25 protein-coding genes are annotated in these 21,609 nt (G+C 75.0%); 10 read left to right on the top strand and 15 right to left on the bottom strand.

Annotation, left to right across the window (positions count from 1 at the left end):
- Nucleotides 1–24: 24 nt before the first annotated feature.
- The 6 genes from dapB to MNY62_RS15150 all read left to right on the top strand — a co-directional run bounded on the left by dapB (nucleotide 25) and on the right by MNY62_RS15150 (nucleotide 4,526).
- Complete coding sequence (gene dapB / locus MNY62_RS15125; RefSeq protein ID WP_242345014.1) at nucleotides 25–831, top strand: 4-hydroxy-tetrahydrodipicolinate reductase; 807 nt, start codon at nucleotides 25–27, stop codon at nucleotides 829–831.
- The gene (locus MNY62_RS15130; RefSeq protein ID WP_242345015.1) at nucleotides 828–1,580 is read left to right on the top strand and encodes a fumarylacetoacetate hydrolase family protein; all 753 of its coding nucleotides are present in this window, start codon (nucleotides 828–830) and stop codon (nucleotides 1,578–1,580) included. The genes dapB and MNY62_RS15130 overlap by 4 nt, the downstream gene beginning before the upstream one ends.
- A 27-nt stretch (nucleotides 1,581–1,607) precedes the next feature.
- Complete coding sequence (folK, locus tag MNY62_RS15135; protein WP_242345016.1) at nucleotides 1,608–2,099, top strand: 2-amino-4-hydroxy-6-hydroxymethyldihydropteridine diphosphokinase; 492 nt, start codon at nucleotides 1,608–1,610, stop codon at nucleotides 2,097–2,099.
- A gap of 28 nt (nucleotides 2,100–2,127) precedes the next feature.
- Nucleotides 2,128–3,003, top strand: a complete 876-nt coding sequence (locus MNY62_RS15140) for a tetratricopeptide repeat protein (protein ID WP_242345017.1) — start codon at nucleotides 2,128–2,130, stop codon at nucleotides 3,001–3,003.
- A 71-nt stretch (nucleotides 3,004–3,074) separates the two neighbouring features.
- Nucleotides 3,075–3,680 (top strand): glutathione S-transferase family protein, encoded by a 606-nt coding sequence (locus tag MNY62_RS15145; RefSeq protein ID WP_242345018.1) that lies wholly within the window; start codon nucleotides 3,075–3,077, stop codon nucleotides 3,678–3,680.
- A gap of 183 nt (nucleotides 3,681–3,863) precedes the next feature.
- On the top strand, nucleotides 3,864–4,526 hold the full coding sequence (locus MNY62_RS15150) for a DUF2238 domain-containing protein (RefSeq protein WP_242345019.1): 663 nt from the start codon (nucleotides 3,864–3,866) through the stop codon (nucleotides 4,524–4,526).
- Here the strand turns inward: MNY62_RS15150 and MNY62_RS15155 are convergent.
- Together MNY62_RS15155 and MNY62_RS15160 are read right to left on the bottom strand one after the other, a co-directional pair.
- Nucleotides 4,523–5,233: a class II aldolase/adducin family protein gene (locus MNY62_RS15155; protein ID WP_242345020.1), complete on the bottom strand. Its 711-nt coding sequence runs from the start codon at nucleotides 5,231–5,233 to the stop codon at nucleotides 4,523–4,525. The two genes, MNY62_RS15150 and MNY62_RS15155, sit on opposite strands and share 4 nt — an antisense overlap.
- A 2-nt stretch (nucleotides 5,234–5,235) precedes the next feature.
- Nucleotides 5,236–6,267, bottom strand: coding sequence for a KpsF/GutQ family sugar-phosphate isomerase (locus tag MNY62_RS15160; RefSeq protein WP_242345021.1), 1,032 nt, complete (start codon nucleotides 6,265–6,267; stop codon nucleotides 5,236–5,238).
- Nucleotides 6,268–6,354: 87 nt separating this feature from the next.
- Here MNY62_RS15160 and fsa point away from each other — a divergent pair, with 87 nt between their 5' ends.
- Both fsa and MNY62_RS15170 read left to right on the top strand, forming a co-directional pair.
- A complete protein-coding gene (fsa, locus tag MNY62_RS15165) occupies nucleotides 6,355–7,002 on the top strand; it encodes a fructose-6-phosphate aldolase (RefSeq protein ID WP_242345022.1) in 648 nt (215 codons plus the stop codon).
- A gap of 136 nt (nucleotides 7,003–7,138) precedes the next feature.
- On the top strand, nucleotides 7,139–7,354 hold the full coding sequence (locus MNY62_RS15170) for a hypothetical protein (protein ID WP_242345023.1): 216 nt from the start codon (nucleotides 7,139–7,141) through the stop codon (nucleotides 7,352–7,354).
- A gap of 47 nt (nucleotides 7,355–7,401) precedes the next feature.
- On the opposite strand, the gene MNY62_RS15175 is transcribed toward MNY62_RS15170, so the two are convergent.
- Both MNY62_RS15175 and MNY62_RS15180 read right to left on the bottom strand, forming a co-directional pair.
- Entirely contained in the window at nucleotides 7,402–7,848 is a 447-nt protein-coding gene (locus MNY62_RS15175) for a hypothetical protein (RefSeq protein ID WP_242345024.1), read from the bottom strand.
- Between the two features lie 52 nt (nucleotides 7,849–7,900).
- Entirely contained in the window at nucleotides 7,901–8,740 is an 840-nt protein-coding gene (locus tag MNY62_RS15180; protein ID WP_242345025.1) for an esterase/lipase family protein, read from the bottom strand.
- Nucleotides 8,741–8,936: 196 nt separating this feature from the next.
- Here MNY62_RS15180 and aroF point away from each other — a divergent pair, with 196 nt between their 5' ends.
- Together aroF and MNY62_RS15190 are read left to right on the top strand one after the other, a co-directional pair.
- Complete coding sequence (gene aroF, locus MNY62_RS15185) at nucleotides 8,937–9,953, top strand: 3-deoxy-7-phosphoheptulonate synthase (RefSeq protein ID WP_242345026.1); 1,017 nt, start codon at nucleotides 8,937–8,939, stop codon at nucleotides 9,951–9,953.
- A gap of 130 nt (nucleotides 9,954–10,083) precedes the next feature.
- Nucleotides 10,084–10,296: a hypothetical protein gene (locus MNY62_RS15190; protein WP_242345027.1), complete on the top strand. Its 213-nt coding sequence runs from the start codon at nucleotides 10,084–10,086 to the stop codon at nucleotides 10,294–10,296.
- Between the two features lie 245 nt (nucleotides 10,297–10,541).
- On the opposite strand, the gene MNY62_RS15195 is transcribed toward MNY62_RS15190, so the two are convergent.
- The 11 genes from MNY62_RS15195 to MNY62_RS15245 all read right to left on the bottom strand — a co-directional run bounded on the left by MNY62_RS15195 (nucleotide 10,542) and on the right by MNY62_RS15245 (nucleotide 21,601).
- Complete coding sequence (locus tag MNY62_RS15195; RefSeq protein WP_242345028.1) at nucleotides 10,542–12,218, bottom strand: hypothetical protein; 1,677 nt, start codon at nucleotides 12,216–12,218, stop codon at nucleotides 10,542–10,544.
- 115 nt (nucleotides 12,219–12,333) lie between these two features.
- On the bottom strand, nucleotides 12,334–13,191 hold the full coding sequence (trpA, locus tag MNY62_RS15200; protein ID WP_242345029.1) for a tryptophan synthase subunit alpha: 858 nt from the start codon (nucleotides 13,189–13,191) through the stop codon (nucleotides 12,334–12,336).
- Nucleotides 13,188–14,453, bottom strand: a complete 1,266-nt coding sequence (gene trpB, locus MNY62_RS15205) for a tryptophan synthase subunit beta (protein WP_242345030.1) — start codon at nucleotides 14,451–14,453, stop codon at nucleotides 13,188–13,190. Before trpB ends, trpA begins: the two co-directional genes overlap by 4 nt.
- Nucleotides 14,450–15,061: a phosphoribosylanthranilate isomerase gene (locus tag MNY62_RS15210; protein ID WP_242345031.1), complete on the bottom strand. Its 612-nt coding sequence runs from the start codon at nucleotides 15,059–15,061 to the stop codon at nucleotides 14,450–14,452. Before MNY62_RS15210 ends, trpB begins: the two co-directional genes overlap by 4 nt.
- Before the next feature lie 100 nt (nucleotides 15,062–15,161).
- Entirely contained in the window at nucleotides 15,162–15,941 is a 780-nt protein-coding gene (gene trpC, locus MNY62_RS15215) for an indole-3-glycerol phosphate synthase TrpC (RefSeq protein WP_242345032.1), read from the bottom strand.
- A complete protein-coding gene (gene trpD, locus MNY62_RS15220) occupies nucleotides 15,938–16,951 on the bottom strand; it encodes an anthranilate phosphoribosyltransferase (RefSeq protein WP_242345033.1) in 1,014 nt (337 codons plus the stop codon). Before trpD ends, trpC begins: the two co-directional genes overlap by 4 nt.
- Nucleotides 16,948–17,568, bottom strand: a complete 621-nt coding sequence (locus MNY62_RS15225) for an anthranilate synthase component II (protein WP_242345034.1) — start codon at nucleotides 17,566–17,568, stop codon at nucleotides 16,948–16,950. Before MNY62_RS15225 ends, trpD begins: the two co-directional genes overlap by 4 nt.
- Nucleotides 17,565–19,034: an anthranilate synthase component I gene (gene trpE, locus MNY62_RS15230; protein WP_332842229.1), complete on the bottom strand. Its 1,470-nt coding sequence runs from the start codon at nucleotides 19,032–19,034 to the stop codon at nucleotides 17,565–17,567. Before trpE ends, MNY62_RS15225 begins: the two co-directional genes overlap by 4 nt.
- Nucleotides 19,035–19,121: 87 nt before the next feature.
- Entirely contained in the window at nucleotides 19,122–19,517 is a 396-nt protein-coding gene (gene panD, locus MNY62_RS15235; RefSeq protein WP_242345036.1) for an aspartate 1-decarboxylase, read from the bottom strand.
- Nucleotides 19,518–19,721: 204 nt separating this feature from the next.
- Nucleotides 19,722–20,570 (bottom strand): hypothetical protein, encoded by an 849-nt coding sequence (locus tag MNY62_RS15240; protein WP_242345037.1) that lies wholly within the window; start codon nucleotides 20,568–20,570, stop codon nucleotides 19,722–19,724.
- Between the two features lie 50 nt (nucleotides 20,571–20,620).
- Nucleotides 20,621–21,601 carry a glycosyltransferase family 2 protein gene (locus tag MNY62_RS15245; protein WP_242345038.1) on the bottom strand — a complete coding sequence of 327 codons (981 nt, stop codon included), beginning with the start codon at nucleotides 21,599–21,601 and terminating at the stop codon, nucleotides 20,621–20,623.
- Nucleotides 21,602–21,609: the final 8 nt, after the last annotated feature.

Raw genomic sequence — 21,609 nt, forward strand, 5'->3', positions numbered from 1 at the left:
CCCTTGCGGGCGAGAGGAGCAGGAATGGTGAACGTGGTCGTGACCGGCGTCGCCGGGCGGATGGGGACTCAGATCGTCCGCCTCGTGGCCGGCGACGAGGGGCTGAAGCTCGCCGGCGCGGTGGAGCGGCCCGGGAACGCGGGGCAGGACGCCGGCACCCTCGCCGGGCTCGCGCCGCTCGGCGTCGCGGTGGCCGACGACCTCGCGAAGGCGCTCGCCGGCGCGGACGTGGTGATCGACTTCACGAGCCACGAGGCGTCGGCGCGCAACGCCGAGGTCTGCGCCGAGAAGGGCGTCGCGCTCGTCATCGGCTCGACCGGCTTCACGCCCGAGGCGAAGGCGCGCGTCGCCGCGGCGGCGCGGAAGATCCCGATCGTCCTCTCGCCCAACATGAGCGTGGGCGTGAACGTGCTCTTCGAGCTCGTGCGCCAGGCCGCGAGGGCGCTCGGCGACGCGTACGACGTCGAGATCATGGAGATCCACCACAAGCGGAAGCGCGACGCGCCCTCCGGGACGGCGGTCGCGCTCGGCGAGGTCGCCGCCCAGGCGCTCGAGCGCGATCCCGCCGACGCGCTCGCGTACACGCGCCACGGCATCCTCGGCGAGCGCCCGCCCTGGCAGATCGGCATCCAGACCCTGCGCGGCGGCGACGTCGTCGGCGAGCACACGGTGTTCTTCTGCGGCGAGGGCGAGCGGCTCGAGCTCACCCACCGGGCGACGAGCCGCGAGCAGTTCGCGCGGGGCGCGGTGCGCGCGGCGCGCTGGCTCGCCGGGCGGCCGGCCGGCCTCTACGACATGGCGGACGTGCTCGGGCTGCGGAGCTCGAAGTGAGGACCTGCCGCTTCCGGCACAGGGGACAGGATCGCTACGGCGTCGTCGAGGGCAGCGAGGTCCGGCCGCTCAACGCCGCGCCGTGGTCGGGCGGGCTCCCCGAGGGCCGGGCGATCCCGCTCGCCGACGTGACGCTGCTCGCGCCGGTCGAGCCGTCCAAGATCGTCTGCGTCGGCCGGAACTACCGCGCCCACGCGCGCGAGCTCGGCAACGAGGTCCCCGCGCAGCCGCTCCTCTTCCTCAAGCCGCCGACGTCGATCGTCGGCCCGCAGGAGGCGATCCGCTGCCCGGAGCAGTCGAGCGAGGTGCACCACGAGGCGGAGCTCGCCGTCGTGCTCGCGCGGCCGCTCTCGCGCGCCACTGCCGCCGAGGCGCGCGGGGCGGTGTTCGGATACAGCTGCCTGAACGACGTCACCGCGCGTGACATCCAGCGCGAGGAGAAGCAGTTCACCCGCGCGAAGGGGTTCGACACCTTCTGCCCGGTCGGGCCGTTCGTCGAGACGTCGCTCGACCCCCTCGACCTCCCCGTCGTCTGCCGGGTGAACGGCGCCGAGCGCCAGCGCGGCTCGACGCGCGACATGACGGTCGACCCGTTCGCGCTGCTCGCGTTCATCTCCCAGGTGATGACGCTCCTGCCCGGCGACGTCGTCGCCACCGGGACCCCCGAGGGCGTCGGGCCGATCCGCCGCGGGGACTGGGTCGAGGTGGACATCGCCGGGATCGGGGTCCTCCGCAATCCCGTGGTCTGACCCGCGGCGGCGTGTTAGGGCAGGCGCATGCGCGCCTACGTGGCCGTCGGCACGAACCTCGGCGACCGCTGGGGGCACCTCGCGCACGCGGCGCGGGCGCTCCGGGCCGAGCCGCGGGTGGCGGTGCTGCGCGGGTCGCGCGTGTTCGATACCGCGCCGCTCGGGCCGCCGCAGCCGCGCTACCTCAACGCGGTGCTGGAGCTCGAGGCGGAGCTGCCCGCCCAGGCGCTCCTCGAGGCGCTCCAGCGGGTCGAGCGAACCTGCGGCCGGCGCCGCACCGGCGCCCGCTGGACCGCCCGCACGCTCGATCTCGATCTGCTCCTCCTGGGCGACCAGGTGATCCGCACGCCCGAGCTCCTCGTGCCGCACCCCGGGCTCCTCACGCGGCGCTTCGTGCTCGCACCCCTCGCCGAGCTCTGCCCGGATCGGGTCGTCCCCGGCACGGGCCAGACCGTCACCCGGCTCCTCGCAGCCGCGCCGGCGGGCGACGTGGTGCCGGTGGGTGTCTACCCGATGTGAACAGGCGGCCGACCCCCGACCCCGACCGATGATCCCTCGCGCGCTCCTCCCCGTCGCCCTCGCCGTCGCCCTCGCCGCTTGCGAGCGCGAGCCGCGCACCATCGTCGCCGCGCCGGCCGATCCGCCGCGCCCGCTGGGGAGCGCTCCGGCCCAGCGCGCCGACGCGCCCCCGCCCGGAGCGCGCGCCCCGGCGGCGGGCGCGCCTGCCGCGCCGGCGCCCGGGAGGCGCGAGCCGCAGGGGCTGCCCTCCTCCTCGGAGCTGCTCGCCCAGGTCGAGGCGATGAAGGGGCAGCTCGCGTCCGCGCCCAAGTCGCTCGAGATCCTGCTCGCGCTCGGGAACCTGTACTACCAGGAGAGCCGCTACGCGGACGCGATCGGCTGGTACGATCAGGCGGTCGCGGTCGCCGAGCCGGCCTGGAAGGACTACCTCGCGCTGCCGCCCTCCGCGCGTGCGAAGGAGCCCAGCCCCGCGGTGAAGGAGGCGTGCACGCGCTCCCAGGCGCGCGGGTTCGAGCCGCTCGTGCGCGCGGCGCAGGGGCGGGCGCGGCGGAAGGACGTCGCGGGGGCCGCGTACTGCTACCGCGCCGCGCTCGAGCCGTCGGTCGGGGCGCGCATCCAGCGCGCGAACGCGAAGCTCCTCGCCGGCGACGCGGCCGGGGCCATCGCGGACCACGAGGCGGTGCTCGCGCGGATCCCGGACCAGCCCGACGCCATGTACTTCCTCGGCCTCGCGCTCGCGGAGACGGCGGAGGGGAACATCGGCCAGCTCGAGCGCGCCCGCGCGCTGTGGAAGCGGGTGGGAGAGGTCCAGCCGAACGGGCCGTACACGGACGGTCTCATGATGGCGATGGCAGAGGTCGAGCGGCGCATCGCCGCCGCGCAGTCCGCGCGGCTGGGGCGCTGAGCCGGCGGCGCGGCCCCGGCCCTGACGTTTCCGCGCGCGCCGCGGCGGCTCCCCCGCTACAACGGTCGGCCATGCCCCGGCTCTACTACGTCCCCCACACCCGCGCCTCGCGCCCCCGCATCGTCCTCGAGGAGCTCGGCATCCCGTACGAGCTCGTCCGGCTCGACCCGGCGAAGGCCGAGACGCGCACCTCCGAGCACCTCGCCCGCCACCCGCTCGGCCACGTGCCCGCGCTGGAGGACGGTGAGGTCAGCATCTTCGAGTCCGGCGCGATCTGCTTCTGGCTCGCGGAGCGCTACGGCGAGGGGAGGCTCCTCCCGCCGCCGGGCACCCCCGGCCGCGCGCTCGCCTACCAGTGGCTGTGCTTCGCGCTCTCCGAGCTCGAGCCGCCGCTCTCGCCGCTCGCCGCGGAGCTGAAGAAGCCCGAGGCGGAGCGGGACCCGGCGCGCATCGAGGGTGGCAGGGCCCGGTTCCACGCCGCGGCGAAGGCCGTCGACGCTGCGCTGGCGGGCCGCGACTTTCTCCTCGGAGACGAGCTCTCCGTCGTGGACGTCGTCGTCGCAGCGATCCTCTCGTACGGGAAGTTCCTCGCCGGCCTCCAGGGGATGCCGACCGCCGAGGCTTACGTGCTGCGGCTCCGCGGCCGGCCGGCGTGGAAGCGCGCGACGGCGGACTGACCGCGCGGAGGTCGCTCGGATCGAGATCCGGGTCCGTCCCTCGACTCCACGTCTCGGCTGACGCCGAGACGCTACGCTCGGGATGAGCGGCCTCTCGAGGTCGGGGTCGAGCTCGAGTTCACGGAGAGCGGCTCTCGCCTCGAGAATTGACGCATGCATCGGCGCGCGGGACCATGCCGCCCAATGCGCCCAGAGCCCGCGCCGCGCCCGACCGACGCCCAGACGTCACCCTCGCCCCGCGCGATCGCTGCGCCGGCCGCCCTCGCTGCGGCGCTCCTCGCGCTCGCCGTCTCCGGCATCGCCCCGAAGGATCGGCTCACCTGGCTCATGGAGGTCGCGCCGATCCTCGTCGCGCTCCCCGTGCTCGTCGCGACGCGCCGGACGTTCCCGCTCACGCCGCTCCTCTACGCGCTGCTCGCAGTCCACGCCGCGATCCTCGCCGTCGGGGGGCACTACACCTATGCCGAGGTGCCGCTCGGCTTCTGGGTGAGCGATGCGCTCGGGCTCGCACGCAACCACTACGACCGGCTCGGCCACCTCGCCCAGGGCTTCGTCCCCGCGCTCGTCGCCCGCGAGCTGCTGCTCCGCACCTCGCCACTCCGGCGCGGGCGGTGGCTGTTCGTGCTCGTCACCGCCGTCGCGCTCGCCATCTCCGCGCTCTACGAGCTCGTGGAGTGGGGCGCCGCGCTCTCGCTCGGCCAGTCCGCCGACGCGTTCCTCGGGACGCAGGGCGACCCGTGGGACACGCAGTGGGACATGTTCCTCGCGCTCCTCGGCGCGCTGGCGGCGCAGCTCGCCCTCGCGCGCACGCAGGACCGGCAGCTCGCGGAGCTTCCCGTCCGCTAACCCCGCGAGGGCCGCCCCGCCGCGGCGAGCACCTTCGCGATCGCCTCGGCTGGCAACGGCTCGCACCGTCCGGCGAGCCGGGCGACGAGCGCGACGCGCGCGACGCGCTCGAGCGTCTCCATCCGGTCGAACGCCTCGTCGAGCGTGCGCCCGAGGGCGAGCGCGCCGTGGCGCTCGAGGAGGACCACGTCGTGGCGCGCCCAGAGCGGTGCGAGCGAGGCGGGGACCTCGCCGGTGCCGGGCGTCGCGAACGGCGCCAGGGCGATCTCGCCGAGCGTGACCGCCGCCTCCGGCACGAGATCGTTCGGCGGCGGGAGCCCCGCGACGGTGAGCGCGACGGCGGTGACCGGGTGCGCGTGCACGACCGCCGCGACGTCCTCGCGCGCCGCGTACGCGGCGAGGTGCATGCGGAGCTCGGTCGAGGCCCGCCCGGCTCCCGAGACGACCGTGCCGCGCCCGTCCACGACGACGAGGTCGGCGGGCGCGAGGTAGCCCTTGTTCGCGCCGGAGGGGGTGACGAGGAAGCGGTCGGGGCCGAGCCGGACGGAGACGTTGCCCTCGCCTGCGCCGATGAGGTCGCGGCCGTGGAGCCGCCGGCAGCACTCGACGACGGCCGCGCGCAGCGCGCGCTCTCCGGCCGCGGCGCGGTGCGCGGCCGCGCGAGGCGGCGCGCGGCGGGCGGGAGCGGCGTGGCGGCGCGGGCTCATGATCAGAGGATCTTGGCGGCGAGGAGGTCCTGCACGTCGAGGAGCCCCACCGGGCGGCCTTCCTCGTCCACGACCGGGACCTGGTCGATGCGCGCCTGGCGGAGGACGCGGGCGGCGTCGACGACGAGCGCGTCGGGCCGGACGGTGCGCGGGTTGCGGCCCATCGCGGAGGACACCGGCCGGGTGAAGTCGGTCTCGCCGTGCTCGACGAGCCGGCGCAGGTCCCCGTCGGTGAAGATGCCGACGAGCTTGCCCGCCGCGTCGACGACGCTCGTCGCGCCGGGCCGGCCGGGCGTCTCGGTCATCCGCGCCACGGCGGCGGAGAGCGGCTGGTCCTCGCGCACGACCGGGTTCGCCTCCGCGCCGCGCATGAGCTCGCGGACCTTCATGAGCCCGCGGCCGAGCTTCCCGCCGGGGTGGAAGAGCGCGTACTCCTCCTTCTCGAAGGGGCGGTTCGCGAGCACCGTCATGGCGAGTGCGTCGCCCACCGCGAGCAGCACGGCGGTCGAGGCGGTCGGGGCGAGCCCCATCGGGCAGGCCTCCGCGACGTCGCCGATGGCGAGGACGAGGTCGGCCGCGCGCGCGAGCGGGTTCACGCGGTCGCGCGTCACCGCGACGACGCGGGCGCCGATCTTCTTGAGCGCCGGGAGGAGGCGGAGGATCTCCTCGGTCTCGCCCGAGTTCGACAGCGCGATGACGACGTCGTCCTTGGTGATCCGGCCGAGGTCCCCGTGCGCCGCCTCGGCGGGGTGGACGAAGTGGGAGGGCGTGCCCGTCGAGGCGAGGGTGGCGGAGATCTTCTGCGCCACGAAGCCGGGCTTGCCCATCCCGGTCACGACCACGCGGCCGCGGCAGCCGAGCACCCACCGGACCGCCTCGGCGAAGCGGTCGTCGAGGCGGACGGCGGCGATGGCGCGCGCCTCGGCGTCGAGCACGGTGCGGCCGTACTCGAGCAGGGAGCGATCGGAGCGCGCGGGGCGCTTCGCGCGCGAGCGGGGGAGGCGAACCACGCGGGCCTTCGGTCGGCTGGCCATGAGGTTGCGCGCGATATAGCACTTTCGCGCCCCTTGCGGCAGCGCGGGCCGGTGCGCTATGGGACGCCCCTCCGGAGGTAGCCCACGATGCAGTTCTTCATCGACTCTGCCGACGTCGGCGAGATCAAGAAGGCCCTCGCCCTCGGCCTGTGCGACGGCGTGACGACCAACCCCTCGCTCGTCGCCAAGACCGGCCGGGCGTTCGACGAGGTCCTGAGGGAGATCGTGGCGCTCGCCCCCGGTCCGATCTCGGCCGAGGTCACCGCCATCGACGCGGAGGGCATGGTCCGCGAGGCGCGCGCCTACGCCAAGTACGGCGACCAGGTGGTCATCAAGATCCCCCTCATCGTCGAGGGGCTGCGCGCGGTGAAGGTGCTCTCCGACGAGGGCGTGAAGACGAACGTCACGCTCTGCTTCTCGGCGGTGCAGGCGCTCCTCGCCGCCAAGGCGGGCGCGACCTACGTGTCGCCCTTCGTCGGCCGGCTGGACGACATCTCGCAGGACGGCATGGCGCTCATCGCCGACATCCTGCAGATCTACCGGAACTACGACTTCGACACGAAGGTGCTCGTCGCCTCGGTGCGCCACCCGGTGCACGTGCTGGAGGCGGCGCGCCTCGGGGCGGACGTGGCGACGATCCCCTTCGCCGTCATCGAGCAGCTCGCGAAGCACCCCCTCACCGACAGCGGGCTCAAGAAGTTCCTCGCCGACTGGGAGAAGGTGCCGAAGAAGTAGCGCGTCGCCTTCCCTTCGCCTGCCGGTCACCCGGGCTCGGGCCCCGCCTCCGCGGCGGGCGCCCGCGTGCCGGGCACTCACCCGATGCGCATCGTTCGGCCGTCGCCGCGACCTCGAGGCCGCGGGGGGAGGCAACATGCCATCGCTCGCCCGTCCGTCGGCCGTCCTGGCGGCCGTCGTCGCGTTCCTCGCGCCCGTCCTGGTGCTCGCCCAGGCCGCCGATCCGGCGGCCGCGACGAACGCGGGATTCGGCTGGGTCTGGATCGTCGCCGCCGCGGCGATCGTCATCGCGCTCTTCTGGATCGTCTTCTCCGGCCGTCGCGGAACGACCCCGCCCGCGCGACGGTCTTGAGGCGATCCGGCGGGATCGAGCACCCGCCGCCGGCCACCTCGCGCGGATCAGCCCAGCGTCACGCGGAACAGGCGGCGCTCGACGTCGTCGAGCATCGCGACGAGATCCTCGCGGCGGATGCGGGCGCCCTCCGCGTGCTCCTTGAGGCCGAGGCACTTCTCGGTCAGGAGCCGGACGAGCAGGTGGAGGGACGCCGCCTCGGCGGGGGACTGCAGCCGGTGCGCGCCCTCGGCGAGGCGCCGCTCGACGCCCTCGAAGTCTCGCAGCAGGTCCTGGCGCGCGATCTCGAGCGCGAAGCGCAGCACGTCGTCGCGGGGACGCTCCGCGGCGCCGGCCGCCCAGCGCGCGCGCAGCTCCTCCGAGACCCAGTCCAGGAACGGCGGCGGCCACGCCTCGAGCTCGCGCGCGAGCTCGCCCGCGAAGCGCTCGAGGACGTACGCCTTCACCGGCTGCTTCTCGCGCTCGTAGAGGAAGTCGAAGCGGCGGTCTCGCACGGCTGCGAGTGTACCGCGGGCGCCGGCCGCGGCGCGCCGCACGCCCGGGCCTTCAGGCCGCGTCCGTGCCCGGCTCCTTGCGCGCGCCGTTCGCGGGGCGCTCCGCGCGGCCGCCCCGCATCGCGGTGAGAGGGCCGCGCACGACGGGGGCCTCGGCCTCGCCCGCGCGGAGCTCGCGCAGGAGCACCTCGTAGACGCGCTTGCCCGTGACGAACGTGCGGTGGTCGCCCTTCACCTCGACGTTCACGAGGTGCGGGAGCCCGTGCGTCTCGATCACGCCGCTCGGGAACGGCGCCCACCCGTCGCGCCGGGACCAGATGGACGCGAGCCGCACCTGCGCCGGCCAGGGACCGTCGTGGAGCCGCTCGAGGAACGCGCTCCCCGGCATCATCTGCCAGACCGAGCGCGAGACCCCTCCGAGCGGCAGGCCGAGGTAGGCGAGGGGCGTGCCGTGGTGCGGCGTCCCCAGCGTCACGACGGCGCGCGCGCGGCGCCAGCCGCCGAGCCGCTTCACGTAGTAGGCGGCGACGAGGCCGCCCTTCGAGTGGCCGACGATGGTGAGCGGGCCCATGCCCGGGTTCCGCGCGTAGATGCGCTCGACCTTGGCGCGCACGAGGTCCGCGACGTCGTCGATGCCGCGGGTGTTGAAGGCGCCGCCGAGGCCGCCGAGGCGGAGGGAGAAGACGCCGTAGCCGTCGCGCCGCAGCCGCCGCTCGAGGATGTCGAAGGTGCGGCGCGACGCGAAGAAGCCATGCAGCAGGAGCACCGGGCGCGGGCAGTTGGAGAAGTCGGTGCGCTTCTCGATCCGGTCCGCCGTGCCCGGCAGCTCGAGCGCTGCCGCGATCTCGTCCACCTGCCGCGCCGCCCGCCGGATGATCCGAAGGAGCTTCATACGGAGCGCCTCCCGAAGGTCAGTCTAATGCGCCGCACGCACGGCGGCAGGGGGGCGCGCCTGGCGAGCGTGTCCATGCGGCGAGGGACGCTCGACGTCGCCGCCGGGCCGGCCGAGGGTCGTCGGGGCGGCGCGCCCGTCCTTGAGCGGGCCGCTCGCACGCGCTAAGACTCGGGATTCCCTGCCGGAGGTCCCGATGCTCGTGGTCATGAAGCCCCACGCCAGCGAGGGCGAGATCGCCGCCGTCGTCGAGCGGATCCGTTCCCTCGGGCTCTCCGCCCACCCCATCCCGGGCGCCCAGCGGGTCGCCATCGGGATCACCGGAAACAAGGGGGGCCTCGAGCCGGAGCTCTTCGAGACCCTGCCCGGGGTGCAGGACGCGCTGCGCGTCTCCCAGCCGTTCAAGCTCGTCTCACGCGAGGTGAAGGAGGAGGACACCGTCCTCGACGTCGGCGGGGTCCCGCTCGGCGGGAACGCGCTCGCCATCATGGCGGGGCCGTGCTCGGTCGAGTCGAGGGAGCAGCTGCTCGAGGCGGCGCACGCGGTCCGCGCCGCGGGGGCGCGCTTCCTCCGCGGCGGCGCCTACAAGCCGCGCACGAGCCCCTACGAGTTCCAGGGGCTCGCCGAGGAGGGCCTGAAGCTGCTCGCGCTGGCCCGCGAGGAGACGGGCCTCAAGGTCGTGACCGAGGTGATGGACGTCGAGACGCTCCCGATGGTCGCGGAGTACGCGGACGTGCTCCAGATCGGGGCGCGCAACATGCAGAACTTCTCGCTCCTGAAGCAGCTCGGCACGCTCGGCAAACCCGTGCTCCTGAAGCGCGGCCCCTCGGCCACCATCAAGGAGTGGCTCATGGCCGCCGAGTACGTGGTCTCGCGCGGCAACTACCAGGTGGCGCTCTGCGAGCGCGGGATCCGCACCTTCGAGACGATGACCCGCAACACGCTCGACCTGAACGCCGTGCCCGTGCTGAAGGCGCTCACGCACCTGCCGGTCCTGGTGGATCCCTCGCACGGCATCGGCCTCAGGGCCCACGTCGCGGCCATGGCGCGCGCCGGCGTCGCGGCCGGTGCGGACGGCCTCATCGTCGAGGTCCACCCCCACCCGGAGAAGGCGCTCTCCGACGGGCAGCAGTCGCTCACGCCGCCCGAGTTCGAGGAGCTCATGCGCCAGGTGCGCGTGATCGCCGGCGCCGTGGGGCGCGCCGTCGCCTGAGGCGACCGCCGCCCGTCCGTCGCGAGCACGTCGGGAGCGAGCGGACGGGCGGCGTCTTTCGCACCGGACGGGGCGCGGCCACGTGGTGTCCCCGACTTGCCAAGCCGCAAACCGGTCTTACGGTCGTGGCATGAGGCACGAGCCGCACTCCCCGACGACCGACGCGACGAAGGATCTCCGCCTGCCGAACGGCTGCCTCCTGTGCGGCGGCGATCTCGACGTGCGCGTGACCGACGGCGCGGCGCGGAGCTTCTGCGGCCACTGCCGCTGGATCAGCAGCCCGCACATGCAGCGGCACGAGGACGGGATCCACATCGTCCACCCGGCGGGCGGCATCGCCTGAACGCGGCGGCCGGCGCTCGGCGCCCGAGCGGTTTCGCCAAAGGCGAGTGAAGCGAGCCCGCCGGGGCGCCGACGCGGAATCGGCGAAGCCGATCGCGTTGGCGCATGGGACCCGGCGAGCAGGGGTGGGGCCCCGACGACGGCGGCCAGCCGTCGGCGGGGCGGGGGCGCAGCCCCCGTCAGAACATCGCTGAACGACAGCGTGGTCCGCGACACCGAAGGTGATCGCGGATCACGAACTGTCGTTCAGCGCGCGCGCCGCGTGCGGGAGAAGCCGCCGTCTTGCGCGATCCACCCGGGCTCCGCGGCGTCGATCCCCACGTCGAACGCGCGCAGCACCGCGGTGGAGCGGTCGGGCAGGAGCGGGGCGACGAACCAGCGGCCGCCGTGGAGCGCGCCGGGTCCGCCGTAGAGCGCGTCCACCGGCAGCTCCGCGCGCCAGCGCTCGACGCCGTCGGGGCCGATGGCGATGAGCGCCGCGGTCCCGAGCGTCACGTCGAGCGAGGTCGCGCCGTACACGTCCAGCTCGGAGAGGACCAGCACTCCTCCGTCGGCCGTCAGGGAGGTCACCGCCGTGGTGAGGTGCGGATGCGTCGAGCGATCGCCCGGTGGCTCCGCGGCGATCGTCCGCTGCCACCCCACCGCGCAGCCATCGAGGTCGAGCCGCGCGACGGTGCCGATGCCGAACGAGTACGCGAAGCCCCCCTCGGAGAGCACCTCGCCCGAGACGCCGGTGGCGCGGCCGGCGCGGGCGCCGTCCTCGAGGCGAAGCCAGTCGACGTACGCCGGCCCGCCGTCCGGGAGGAAGCGGCTGTCCGGGAACGACTGCACGAACGCGAAGCGGTCGGACACGTTCGCGAGCCAGCTCGCGTGATCGCTCGGCTGGGGGATCGCGAAGAGGTCCGCGCCGCCGGGCGCGGTGGCATACAGCGTCGCGCCGGCGACGTCCGTGCTCGCGGAGAAGACGAGGGTGCCGTCGCGCGCGATCGCCGCGGGCGAGCTCATCCAGATCGTGCGCGCGCCCTCGAAGGACCGGCGCGAGAGGAGCGCGCCGCTGCGGAGGTCCACGCGGAGGACGCCGGGGTACTGGTAGCCCTCCGCGCCGAGCGCTGTCAGCGAGAGGACCAGGGTCCCGTCGGCCGCCGCGGGGTGCGTCTCCCCGACGTACGCGCGCGCCGGGCCGGCAGCCTCCGGCACGAGCGGCGCCGCGTCGGCGACCACGTCGCGCGTCCAGAGCGGGGCACCATCGGCGGCGCGGAACGCCTCGAGCCACGTGCCGGGCACGCTGAACGCGTCGATCGTGGGCTGCGAGAGGGCGACGACGACGCCGTCCGCGACGAGCACGACGTGCGCGGCGAGGTGGGCGGTGGGGGCGCGCCAGCGGATCTGGCCCGCGCGCGTCGCGGACACGACCTCGCCCGTCCCGTCCTCCGCGAGCTCGGTCCAGTAGAGGTTCCCGTCCGCGTCGAGGACGCCGTCCCACCGCAGCCGCGTGCCGGCAGCCGGCCGGTGCTCCCACGCGGGCAGCGGGTGCCGCGGCGCCGTCGCCTCGAGCGCGGGCGCGCCGCCGAGCGAGACGGAGAGCTCGCAGGGGCTCGCGATCGGCGGCGGAGGCGTGGGCGGAGGCGCGGCGGGCGTCCCCGTGCCCGGGGGCGCCGGTGTCGGGCTAGGGCCGCCGTCGATGGGGCCTCCGCCGGGGCCGATGTCGCTCGGCGTCAGGCCGGGAGGTGACGGGGGCTGGGTCGGCGAGGGAGGCTGCTCGCCGGGCGCGATCGGGGGCGTGGACGGCGCGCCGCCACCGGACGGCGGCGCTGCACCGTCGCTCGGGGGCGTCGTCCCCGAGCCGGTGGGCGCGGGCTCCTTCTTGGAGCCGCACGCGGCGATCGCGATCGCCGCGACGAGGAGGAGAGGGGTCGTTCGCATCGCTCGGATGGCCGCGCCGGCGGCCACCCGAACGTTGGAGGTTCCTCCCCCCGGACGCGACGGCCCACCGGGGCGCGCGGCGTGGGCGCCGCCGGGTGGGCGGCGCGCGGAGCGCTCAGCGCCGGAGCGCCCGCTTGAGCGACCGCACGAAGCGCGCCACGCGCTCGGCGCGCGCCTTGCGCGTCCCGCCCTCGGCGATGCGCTGCACGATGGCGCTCCCGACGACGACGCCGTCGGCGAGCGCCCCGAGCGCTCGCGCCTGCGCGGGCGAGGACACGCCGAACCCGATCACCACCGGCACCGGGCTCTTCTCCCGGATCGCGGCGACGGTCGGGCCGATCTCGGCGGCCACCGCCGTGCGCGCGCCCGTGACGCCGGTGACGGACACGAAGTAGAGGAACCCCGTCGCCGCCCGCGCGGCCGCCTCGACGCGCGCCGCGTCGGAGGTGGGCGCGAGCAGGAACACGGTCCGGACGCCGCGCGAGGCGAGGACCGGGGCGACGTCGCCCGCCTCCTCGGGGAGGAGGTCGGGGATGATCACCGCGTCGACCCCGGCGCGTGCGCAGCCGTCGGCGAACCGCTCGACGCCGCGGGCGAGGATCGGGTTCAGGTAGCCCATGAGCGCGATCGGCACGTCCGAGCGCGCGCGCACCGCCGCCGCCACCTCGAGCACGCCGTCGGGCGTCGTCCCCGCCGCGAGGGCGCGCTCCGCCGCGTGCTGGATGGTCGGACCGTCCGCCATCGGGTCCGAGAACGGGACCCCGAGCTCGAGCAGGTCGGCGCCGCCCTCGACGCAGGCGAGGGCCATCGCCTTCGAGGTCGCGAGGTCGGGATCGCCGCCCATCACGTACGTCACGAGCGCCGCCTCGCCCCGCGCGCGGCAGCGCGCGAACGCGGCGGCGATCCGGTCCCCGGCGAGCGGGCCCGGCGCGGCGTCCGGGGTGGCCATCGTCCGGCGCTTCACGGCCCTCATCGCGAGCCTCCCTTCCGGCGCTGCGCGGCGCCAGCGCGGCTCCTCCGCGCCGGCTTCCGGGGCGGGGGGGCCTGCGCGGCGAGCGCGCGGCGCACCTGCTCGACGTCCTTGTCGCCGCGGCCCGACACGTTCACCACGAGGAGCCCGTCCGGTCCGAGCGCACGGGCGACCTCGCGCGCCGCGGCGACGGCGTGCGCGGTCTCGAGCGCGGGGATGATGCCCTCCATCCGCGCGAGGTACTGGAGCGCCTCGAGCGCCTCGGCGTCCGTCGCCTGCATGAGGGTGAGCCGGCCCGTGTCCTTGAGGTGGGCGAGCTCGGGGCCGACGCCCGGGTAGTCGAGGCCGGCGCTGATCGAGTGCGCCTCGCGGATCTGCCCGTGCTCGTCCTGGAGCACGTAGCTGCGCGAGCCGTGCAGGACGCCCGGCGTGCCCTTCGCGAGCGAGGCCCCGTGGCGGCCGCTCGCGAGCCCGTGGCCGGCGGCCTCGACGGCGACGAGCTTCACCGCGGGCTCCTCGAGGAACGCCGAGAAGATCCCCATGGCGTTCGAGCCGCCCCCCACACAGGCGACGACCGCGTCGGGCAGCCGGCCGGCGAGCGCCAGGCACTGGGCCCTCGCCTCCGCGCCGATGACGGACTGGAAGTCGCGCACGAGCGCGGGGTACGGATGCGGCCCCGCGACCGAGCCGATGATGTAGTGGGTGTCGCGCACGTTCGTCACCCAGTCGCGGAGCGCCTCGTTCATCGCGTCCTTGAGCGTGCGCGACCCGGACTCCACCGGGATGACGCGCGCGCCGAGGAGCTGCATGCGGAAGACGTTCAGCGCCTGCCGCTCGACGTCGAGCGCGCCCATGAACACGTCGCAGGGGAGCCCGAAGAGCGCCGCCGCCGTCGCGGTCGCGACGCCGTGCTGGCCGGCGCCGGTCTCGGCGATGATGCGGGTCTTTCCCATCCGGCGCGCGAGCAGCACCTGACCGAGCGTGTTGTTCACCTTGTGCGCACCGGTGTGGCAGAGGTCCTCGCGCTTCAGGAGCACCCTGCAGCCGCCCACGTCGGCGCTCATGCGCCGCGCGTCGCCGAGCGGCGTCTCGCGCCCGGCGAAGCGGGTGAGCAGGTCCGAGAGCTCGGCGCGGAAGGCCGGATCCTCGCGCGCCGCGAGCCAGGCCGCCTCGAGCTCCTCGAGCGCCGGCACGAGCGTCTCGGGGACGTAGCGCCCGCCGTACGCGCCGAACCGGCCGCGCGGACCGGGGAGGGGAACCGTCATCGTGCTGCCTCCTTCGCCGCCTGGATGAACCGCCGCATCTTCTCCTCGTCCTTCACTCCGGGCGCGAGCTCCACCCCGCTCGCGACGTCGACGCCGTAGGGGCGCACCCGCCGCACCGCCTCGCCGACGTTCTCGGGCGTGAGGCCTCCCGCGAGGAACACCCGCGCGGCGCGCGCCGCCTCGAAGGCGAGCGACCAGTCGAAGGTCTTGCCGCTGCCGCCGAACCCGGGCCCGGGCGCGTCGAGGAGGAACGCGGGGACCTCGTAGGCGGCGAGGGCGGCGAGCGCGGACGGCCCCTCGACGCGGATCGCCTTCACCACCGGGACCGGGAGCGACGCGCAGAGCGCGGGCGGCTCGTCCCCGTGCAGCTGCGCGACCATCACGCCCGACGCCGCGATGGCCGCGAGGAGCTCCTCCCGCGAGGCGTCCACGAACACACCGAACGTCTCGACCCCCGGCGGGAGGCGCCGGACGATCTCGCCCGCCGCGGCGGGGGGGATGAAGCGCTTCGAGCGCGGCCAGAAGTTGAACCCGAGCGCATCGGCGCCGAGGCGCACCGCGAGGAGCGCGTCCTCGAGGCGCGTGATGCCGCAGATCTTGACCTTCACGGAGGAGGCCGGGACGGGCGCGTTGGGGGTCGGTGCGGAGGTCAGGGGTCGTCGCCGATCGGTCGGAGGGGTCGGGGTCGCGTCGAGGTCGAGGTCGAGCCTACTCCGTCATCTCCCGGATGAGCGCGCCCGGATCCGCCGCGCGCACGAGCGCCTCTCCCACGAGCAGGTTCGCCGCGCCCGCCTGGCGGAGCCGGCGCGCGTCCGCCGCCGTGCGGACGCCGCTCTCCGCCACGCCGCGCACGCCCGCGGGGAGCGCGGGCAGGATCCGCTCGGAGGTGGCGAGGTCGACCGCGAAGGTGTGTAGGTCGCGGTTGTTCACGCCGACGATGCGCGCGCCCGCGGCGAGCGCGCGCTCCGCCTCGCCGGCGTCGTGCACCTCGACGAGCGCGGCGAGGCCGAGGCCGCCGCAGGCGTCGAGGAGCTCCCGCAGCGTGTCGTCCGCGAGGGCGGCCACGATGAGGAGCGCCGCGTCCGCGCCGGCGGCGCGCGCCTCGAGGAGCTGGTAGCGGTCGACGACGAAGTCCTTCCGGAGGAGCGGCACGTCCACCGCGGCGCGGACCGCGGCGAGGTCCGCGAGCGAGCCGCCGAAGCCGGGGCCGTCGGTGAGGACGGAGATCGCCGCCGCCCCCGCGGCCGCGTAGCGCCTCGCCTGCGCCGGCGCGTCGAGCCCCGCGGCGATCGGCCCCGCCGACGGGCTCGCCCGCTTCACCTCGGCGATGACCCGCGCCGGGCCGCCCGGCAGCGAGAGGGCGGCCTCGAACGCGCGCGGCGGAGCCGCGGCCCCGGCCCGCGCCGCGAGCTCGCGCTCCGGCTCCGCCGCGCGGCGCGCCGCCACCTCGTCACGCTTCCGCGCGAGGATCCCGTCGAGGAACGTCACGCCGCGCCCCGCGTCGCCTTGACCAGCCGCGCGAGCTTCTCCGAGGCGGCGCCGCGGTCGACCGCCTCCGCGCCGAGCCGGACGGCCGTGGGGAGGTCCGGGGCCGCCCCGGCCGCGACCAGCGCCGCCGCCGCGTTCGCGAGCGCCGCGTCGCGCGGCGCGCCCTTCTGCCCGCCGAGGACGTCGGAGAGGATCCGCGCGTTCCGCTCCGCGTCGCCGCCGGCGAGCGCCGCCTCGTCGTGGCGGGAGAGGCCGAGGTCCTCGGGCAGCACGGAGTAGCGCTCCACCTCGCCGGCGTGGACCTCGCACACGTGGGTCATCCCGGTGACGGCGATCTCGTCGAGGCCCTCGCCGTGGACGACGAACGCGTGCGCGGCGCCGAGCGCGGCGAGCACCCCGCCGATGACCGGCACCCAGCGCGGCTCGTAGACGCCCAGGACCTGGTGCCGCGCGCCGGCCGGGTTCGCGAGCGGCCCGAGCAGGTTGAAGATCGTCCGGACGCCGAGCTCGCGCCGGATGCCGGCGACGGCCTTGAACGCGGGGTGGAGCCGCGGCGCGAACAGGAAGCCGATCCCGACCTCCTCGATGGCGCGCTCGACCACCTCCTTCGGCGCGTCCACGTCGACGCCCAGCGCGGCGAGCACGTCCGCGGAGCCGGAGCGCGAGGAGACGGCGCGGTTGCCGTGCTTCGCGACGGTGACGCCCGCGCCCGCCACGACGAACGCGGCGGTGGTGGAGATGTTGAAGGTGTGGCGCCCGTCGCCGCCCGTGCCGCAGGTGTCCACGAAGACGTCGCGCTCGACGCGCACGCGATCGACCCGCGCGCGCATCACCTCCGCCGCGCCGGCGATCTCGTCCACCGTCTCGCCCTTGAGCCGCAGCGCCGCGAGGAACGCCCCCACCTGCGCGGGCGTCGCGCCGCCGTCGGCGATCTCCGCCATCACCGCGGACATCTCCGCCCGCGAGAGGTCGTGGTGCTCGAGGAGCCGCGCCACCGCCTGCTGGATCATCGGATCCTCCCGCCGCCGAGCCGGCGGAGCCAGTTGCCGAGGAGCCGCTTCCCCTCGAGCGTCAGGATCGACTCGGGGTGGAACTGGACGCCCTCCACGTCGAGCGCGCGGTGGCGGAGCCCCATGATCTCGCCCTCGTCGGTCCAGGCGGTCACCTCGAGGGCGGCCGGCAGGGTCTCGCGCTCGACGACGAGCGAGTGGTAGCGCCCCGCCTCGAACGGCGAGGGCAGACCGGCGAACACCCCCGCGTTCCCGTGCCGCACCGGGCTCGCCTTCCCGTGGACGATCCGCGCGTTGCGGACGACCGTGCCCCCGAACGCCTGCCCGATGGCCTGGTGCCCGAGGCAGACGCCCAGGATCGGCAGCTCGCCGGCGAGGGCGCGGATCGCCTCGAGCGTCACGCCGGCGTCGTCGGGCGTGCACGGCCCGGGGGAGAGCACGAGCCCGTCCGGCCGGCGCGCGCGGATGCCCGCGACGTCGATGGCGTCGTTGCGGAAGACCTCGACCTCGGCGCCGAGCTCGCCGAGGTACTGGACCAGGTTGAACGTGAAGGAATCGTAGTTGTCGAGGAGCAGCACTCGAGCCCCGCCGCTCACCCGTCCGCTCGGGCCGCTCATCGCTTGCCCCTGCGCGGCCGGCGCCGGCTCGCCTTCGGCGTGCGCGCCGCCACCTTCCGCGCGCTCGGCGGCTCCGCCACCGCGTCGAGCAGCCGCGACTCGGCCTGCGCGACGGCCGTGAAGACCGCGCGCGCCTTGTTGAGCGTCTCCTGGTACTCCGCCTCGGGCACCGAGTCGTAGACCAGCCCGCCGCCGGCCTGGACCGAGACGCGCCTGCCGCGCGCCATGAGCGTGCGGATGGCGATGCACATCTCCATGTCGCCGCCGCGATCGAAGTAGCCGACCGCGCCCGCGTACGGCCCGCGCCGCGCCGGCTCGAGCTCGTCGATGATCTCCATCGCCCGCACCTTCGGGGAGCCGGACACCGTGCCGGCCGGGAACCCGGCCTGCAGCACGTCGACCGCCGAGAGGCCGTCCGCGAGCCGCCCCTTCACCTCCGAGACGAGGTGCATGACGTGGGAGTAGCGCTCCACCGTCTTGAGCGCCGTGACGCGGACGGTGCCGACCGCGGAGACCCGCCCCACGTCGTTCCGGCCCAGGTCGACGAGCATCACGTGCTCGGCGTTCTCCTTGGGATCGGCGCGCAGCTCCGCCTCGAGCCGCGCGTCCTCCGCCGGCTCGGCGCCGCGCCGGCGCGTCCCCGCGATCGGGCGGAGCGTCACCTCGCCGTCCTCGAGCTTGATGAGGGTCTCCGGCGAGGAGCCGACGAGCGCACGGTCGCCGTCCTTCAGGAAGAACAGGTACGGCGAGGGGTTCACGCGCCGGAGCGCGCGGTAGATCTCGAACGGCGGCACCGAGACCTCCGCGTCGAAGCGCTGCGAGAGGACGATCTGCTGGCAGTCGCCGGCCTTCACGTACTCCTTCGCGCGCTCGACCGCGGCGAGGTAATCCGGCTTCGCGAGGCGGGGCACGAGCGCGGACGGGCGCGCCGACCGCCGCGCGCGGCGATCCACGAGCGGCCCGGCGAGGAGCGCGAGCCGCGTCCGGATCCGCCGGAGCGCGCCCGCGTAGAGGGCCCGCGGGTCGTCGCCCGCGTCGCAGCGGACCTCGCAGATGACGTGCAGCGAGTGGCGGCGGTTGTCGAACGCCACCACCTCGTCGAAGTCCATGAGCAGGAGGTCCGGGAACCCGAGCTCGTCCGGGTTCGCGATCGGCACCCGCGGCTCGAACAGCTTCACCGCGTCGTACGAGACGTGGCCGACGAGGCCGCCCGAGAAGGGCGGCGTGCCGGGGACCCGCACGGCGGAGTGGGTGGCGAGGGCGGCGCGCACCGCGGCGATGGGATCGCCGCGATCGCCGAGCTTGTAGCGCAGCGCGCTCTTCGGGCCCGCGCCGAGGAAGCTGAAGCGGGCGCTCCGCTCGCCGCCCTCGACCGACTCGAGGAGGAACGCCTGACGCTGGCCGCGCGAGAGCTTCAGGAACGCGGAGACCGGCGTCTCGGTGTCGGCGTCGACCTCGACGCGCACCGGCACCGCACGGCCCGGCCTGCACAGGGTGAGGAAGGTCTCGAGATCGGGGGTGGGCCGGAGATCACCGGCGCCAAAGAAACACCGTCATGCCGACACCCGACGCGCCGGTCCTGCCACCTCGACCGCGTCGCTCTGCACGATCTTGTTCTTCCGGTCGACGAGCACGACCGTCGGCTTGAAGCCGCGCGCCTCCGCCTCGTCCAGCTCGGCGAACGTCGCGAGGATCACGAGGTCGCCCGGCTTGTTGAGGTGCGCGGCGGCGCCGTTGATGCAGATGATGCCGGAGCCGCGCTCGCCCTTGATCGCGTAGGTCTGCAGCCGGGTGCCGCGCGTGATGTTCCACACGTGGACGGCCTCGTACTCGAGGATCCCGGCCGCCTCGAGGAGGTCCTCGTCGATGGAGACCGAGCCCTCGTAGTCCAGGTCGGCGTGCGTGACCGTGGCGCGGTGAATCTTGGACTTGAAGAAGGTCCGGCGCATGGCGAGTGGGGATCCTTATCCGAACGCGGCCGCCCCGCGCAAGGGTCCCGGCGCGGAAGGCGGGCGCCGGGCCGCCGCGACGCCGCGCCATCGAGCCGCACCTCCCCCGTCGAGGAGCGCTCGCTCGCCTCTCTCCAGTACCGGCCGGGGCAGGAGCGCGCTCCGTACCGCGGCTGGCTAGACGACCGAGTCGCGAACTGTCGTTCAGGACGCGATCATGCCGAGGGCGCGCCGGACGCGATCCAGCATCGACTGCTTGTGCCGGCGCCGTGCCGGGGGCGGCAGCGCGATCCGGCGCTCGCGCAGGTGCCGCAGCGACTCCGCGAGCCCCAGGCCGCGGAGGAGGTCCAGCTCGCGCCGGATCGCCTCGCAGTATTCGTCCTTCTGGGCCCAGTAGTGGAAGACCTCGTCGGCGCAGGGAGACACCGCCGTCGATCGCTGGAGCAGGAGGCTGATGCCGTACTGCTCCACGAGCCCACGGCGGTAGCTCGGGTAGAGCGTGTCGATGAACTCGAGCCAGGAGTCGACCACCGGGAAGTTCGAGGGGTGGATCCCCACCGCGCCCGCGTTCCACATGTCGCCGCCGAGATCGACAGGCGCCCCGCGGAACGAGAGGCGCCCCATGTGCTTGCGGAACCGCTGGATCTGCCCCGAGTCGCGCGTCGCGACGCTGTACTCGCGCTCGTGCATCACCGAGGTCGAGGGCGTGATCCGCTCGAACACCGGCCCGACCGGCGCCGCGAAGAACGTGTCGGCGTCGAGGTAGAGGAGCGGGTCCGCGGGATGCCGGCGGGTCATCTCGCGGATCATCACGGCCTTGAGCCGGTGCGTGAAGTCGAGCGGCCCGCGCCAGGCGCTGATGTCGTCGCGGGAGAGCTCGCGCAGCACCAGGGCGTCGCCGAGCGGCGCGAAGAAGCCCGGCTCGTCCGTGTAGACGTGGATCGCGAGCGGGGCCCCCTCCGCGTACGCCAGCGCGGACCATGCGGCGTACAGCGCTCCGACGCGGACCTCGTCGAGACCGTAGGCCTGAAGGACGATGCGGAAGCGGCTCATGCGAGGCCCGTCATACTAGCAGCGGGCGGGACTCTAGACACGAGGCCCCCTCACGCGCGGCGGCGGAGCCGTCGCCACGCGCCGGGGAGATCCAGCCGAGCGGTGGAGGCAGCGACGCCGGAGAGCGCCCTGAGCTGCAGCGACACGCTCGGCGCCCGGCGCAGCGCCTCGAGGTGGAGGCGCCTCGCCCGGTCGAACCGGCCGGCCCGGAGCGCCGCGCGGCCCGCGCCGATGCACCAGCGCGTGCGGTTCTCTCGCGCGAGCGCCTCCGTCCAACCCACCGCCGCGCGCGCGTCGTCGTCGAGCGTCGCGACCACGTCACGGATGACGCGCCAGCGCTCGCGCACCAGGCTGTACCCGTGCCGTGACGTCGTCTGTGCAGGATGCCGGCGCCAGAAGCCGACCAGGTGGCCGTGATAGAGCGCCACGCCAGGATTCCGCGCGAGGAGGAGCAGCCACGTCGGCAGGTCGACGTAGTGGACCGACCCGTCCTGCCGGAACCCGCCGATCCGATCGAGCGCAGCGCGCCGCGCCATGACCGTGATCGAGGGGCTGAGCGTGTACGATCGGAGCAGCGAGCGGAAGAGCTCGCCGTTCGCGAAGCGCCGGTCGACGCCGTCCACGGGCGCGTGCCGGGAGACCTTCAGCGTCCGTCCTTGCAGGTCGACCTCGAGCCCGGCGCCCCAGGAGAGCTGGACGGAGGGGTCGTCGAACCCGCGCACCTGGACCTCGAGCTTGTCCGGGGGCCAGTAGTCGTCGCCCTCGAGCACCGCGACGAGGTCGCCCGTGCCGGCGGAGAGCGCCGCGTTGTACGTCTGCGCGAGCGCGCGGAGCCCGCGGTGCGGCAGCCGCAGGCACCGCACGCGCGGATCCCGGTAGGACTCGACGACGTCCGGCGTCCCGTCCGTCGAGCCGTCGTCTGCGACGACGAGCTCGAAGTCGCCGAACGTCTGGGCGAGCACGCTCTCGACGCACTGCTGGACGAAGCGCGACGCGTTGTACGTCGGCGCGACGATGGTGACGCGCGGCACGGGCCGGG

It is taken from the genome of Anaeromyxobacter terrae (genome assembly GCF_022690685.1).
GTDB classification, from domain to species: Bacteria; Myxococcota; Myxococcia; order Myxococcales; family Anaeromyxobacteraceae; genus Anaeromyxobacter; species Anaeromyxobacter terrae.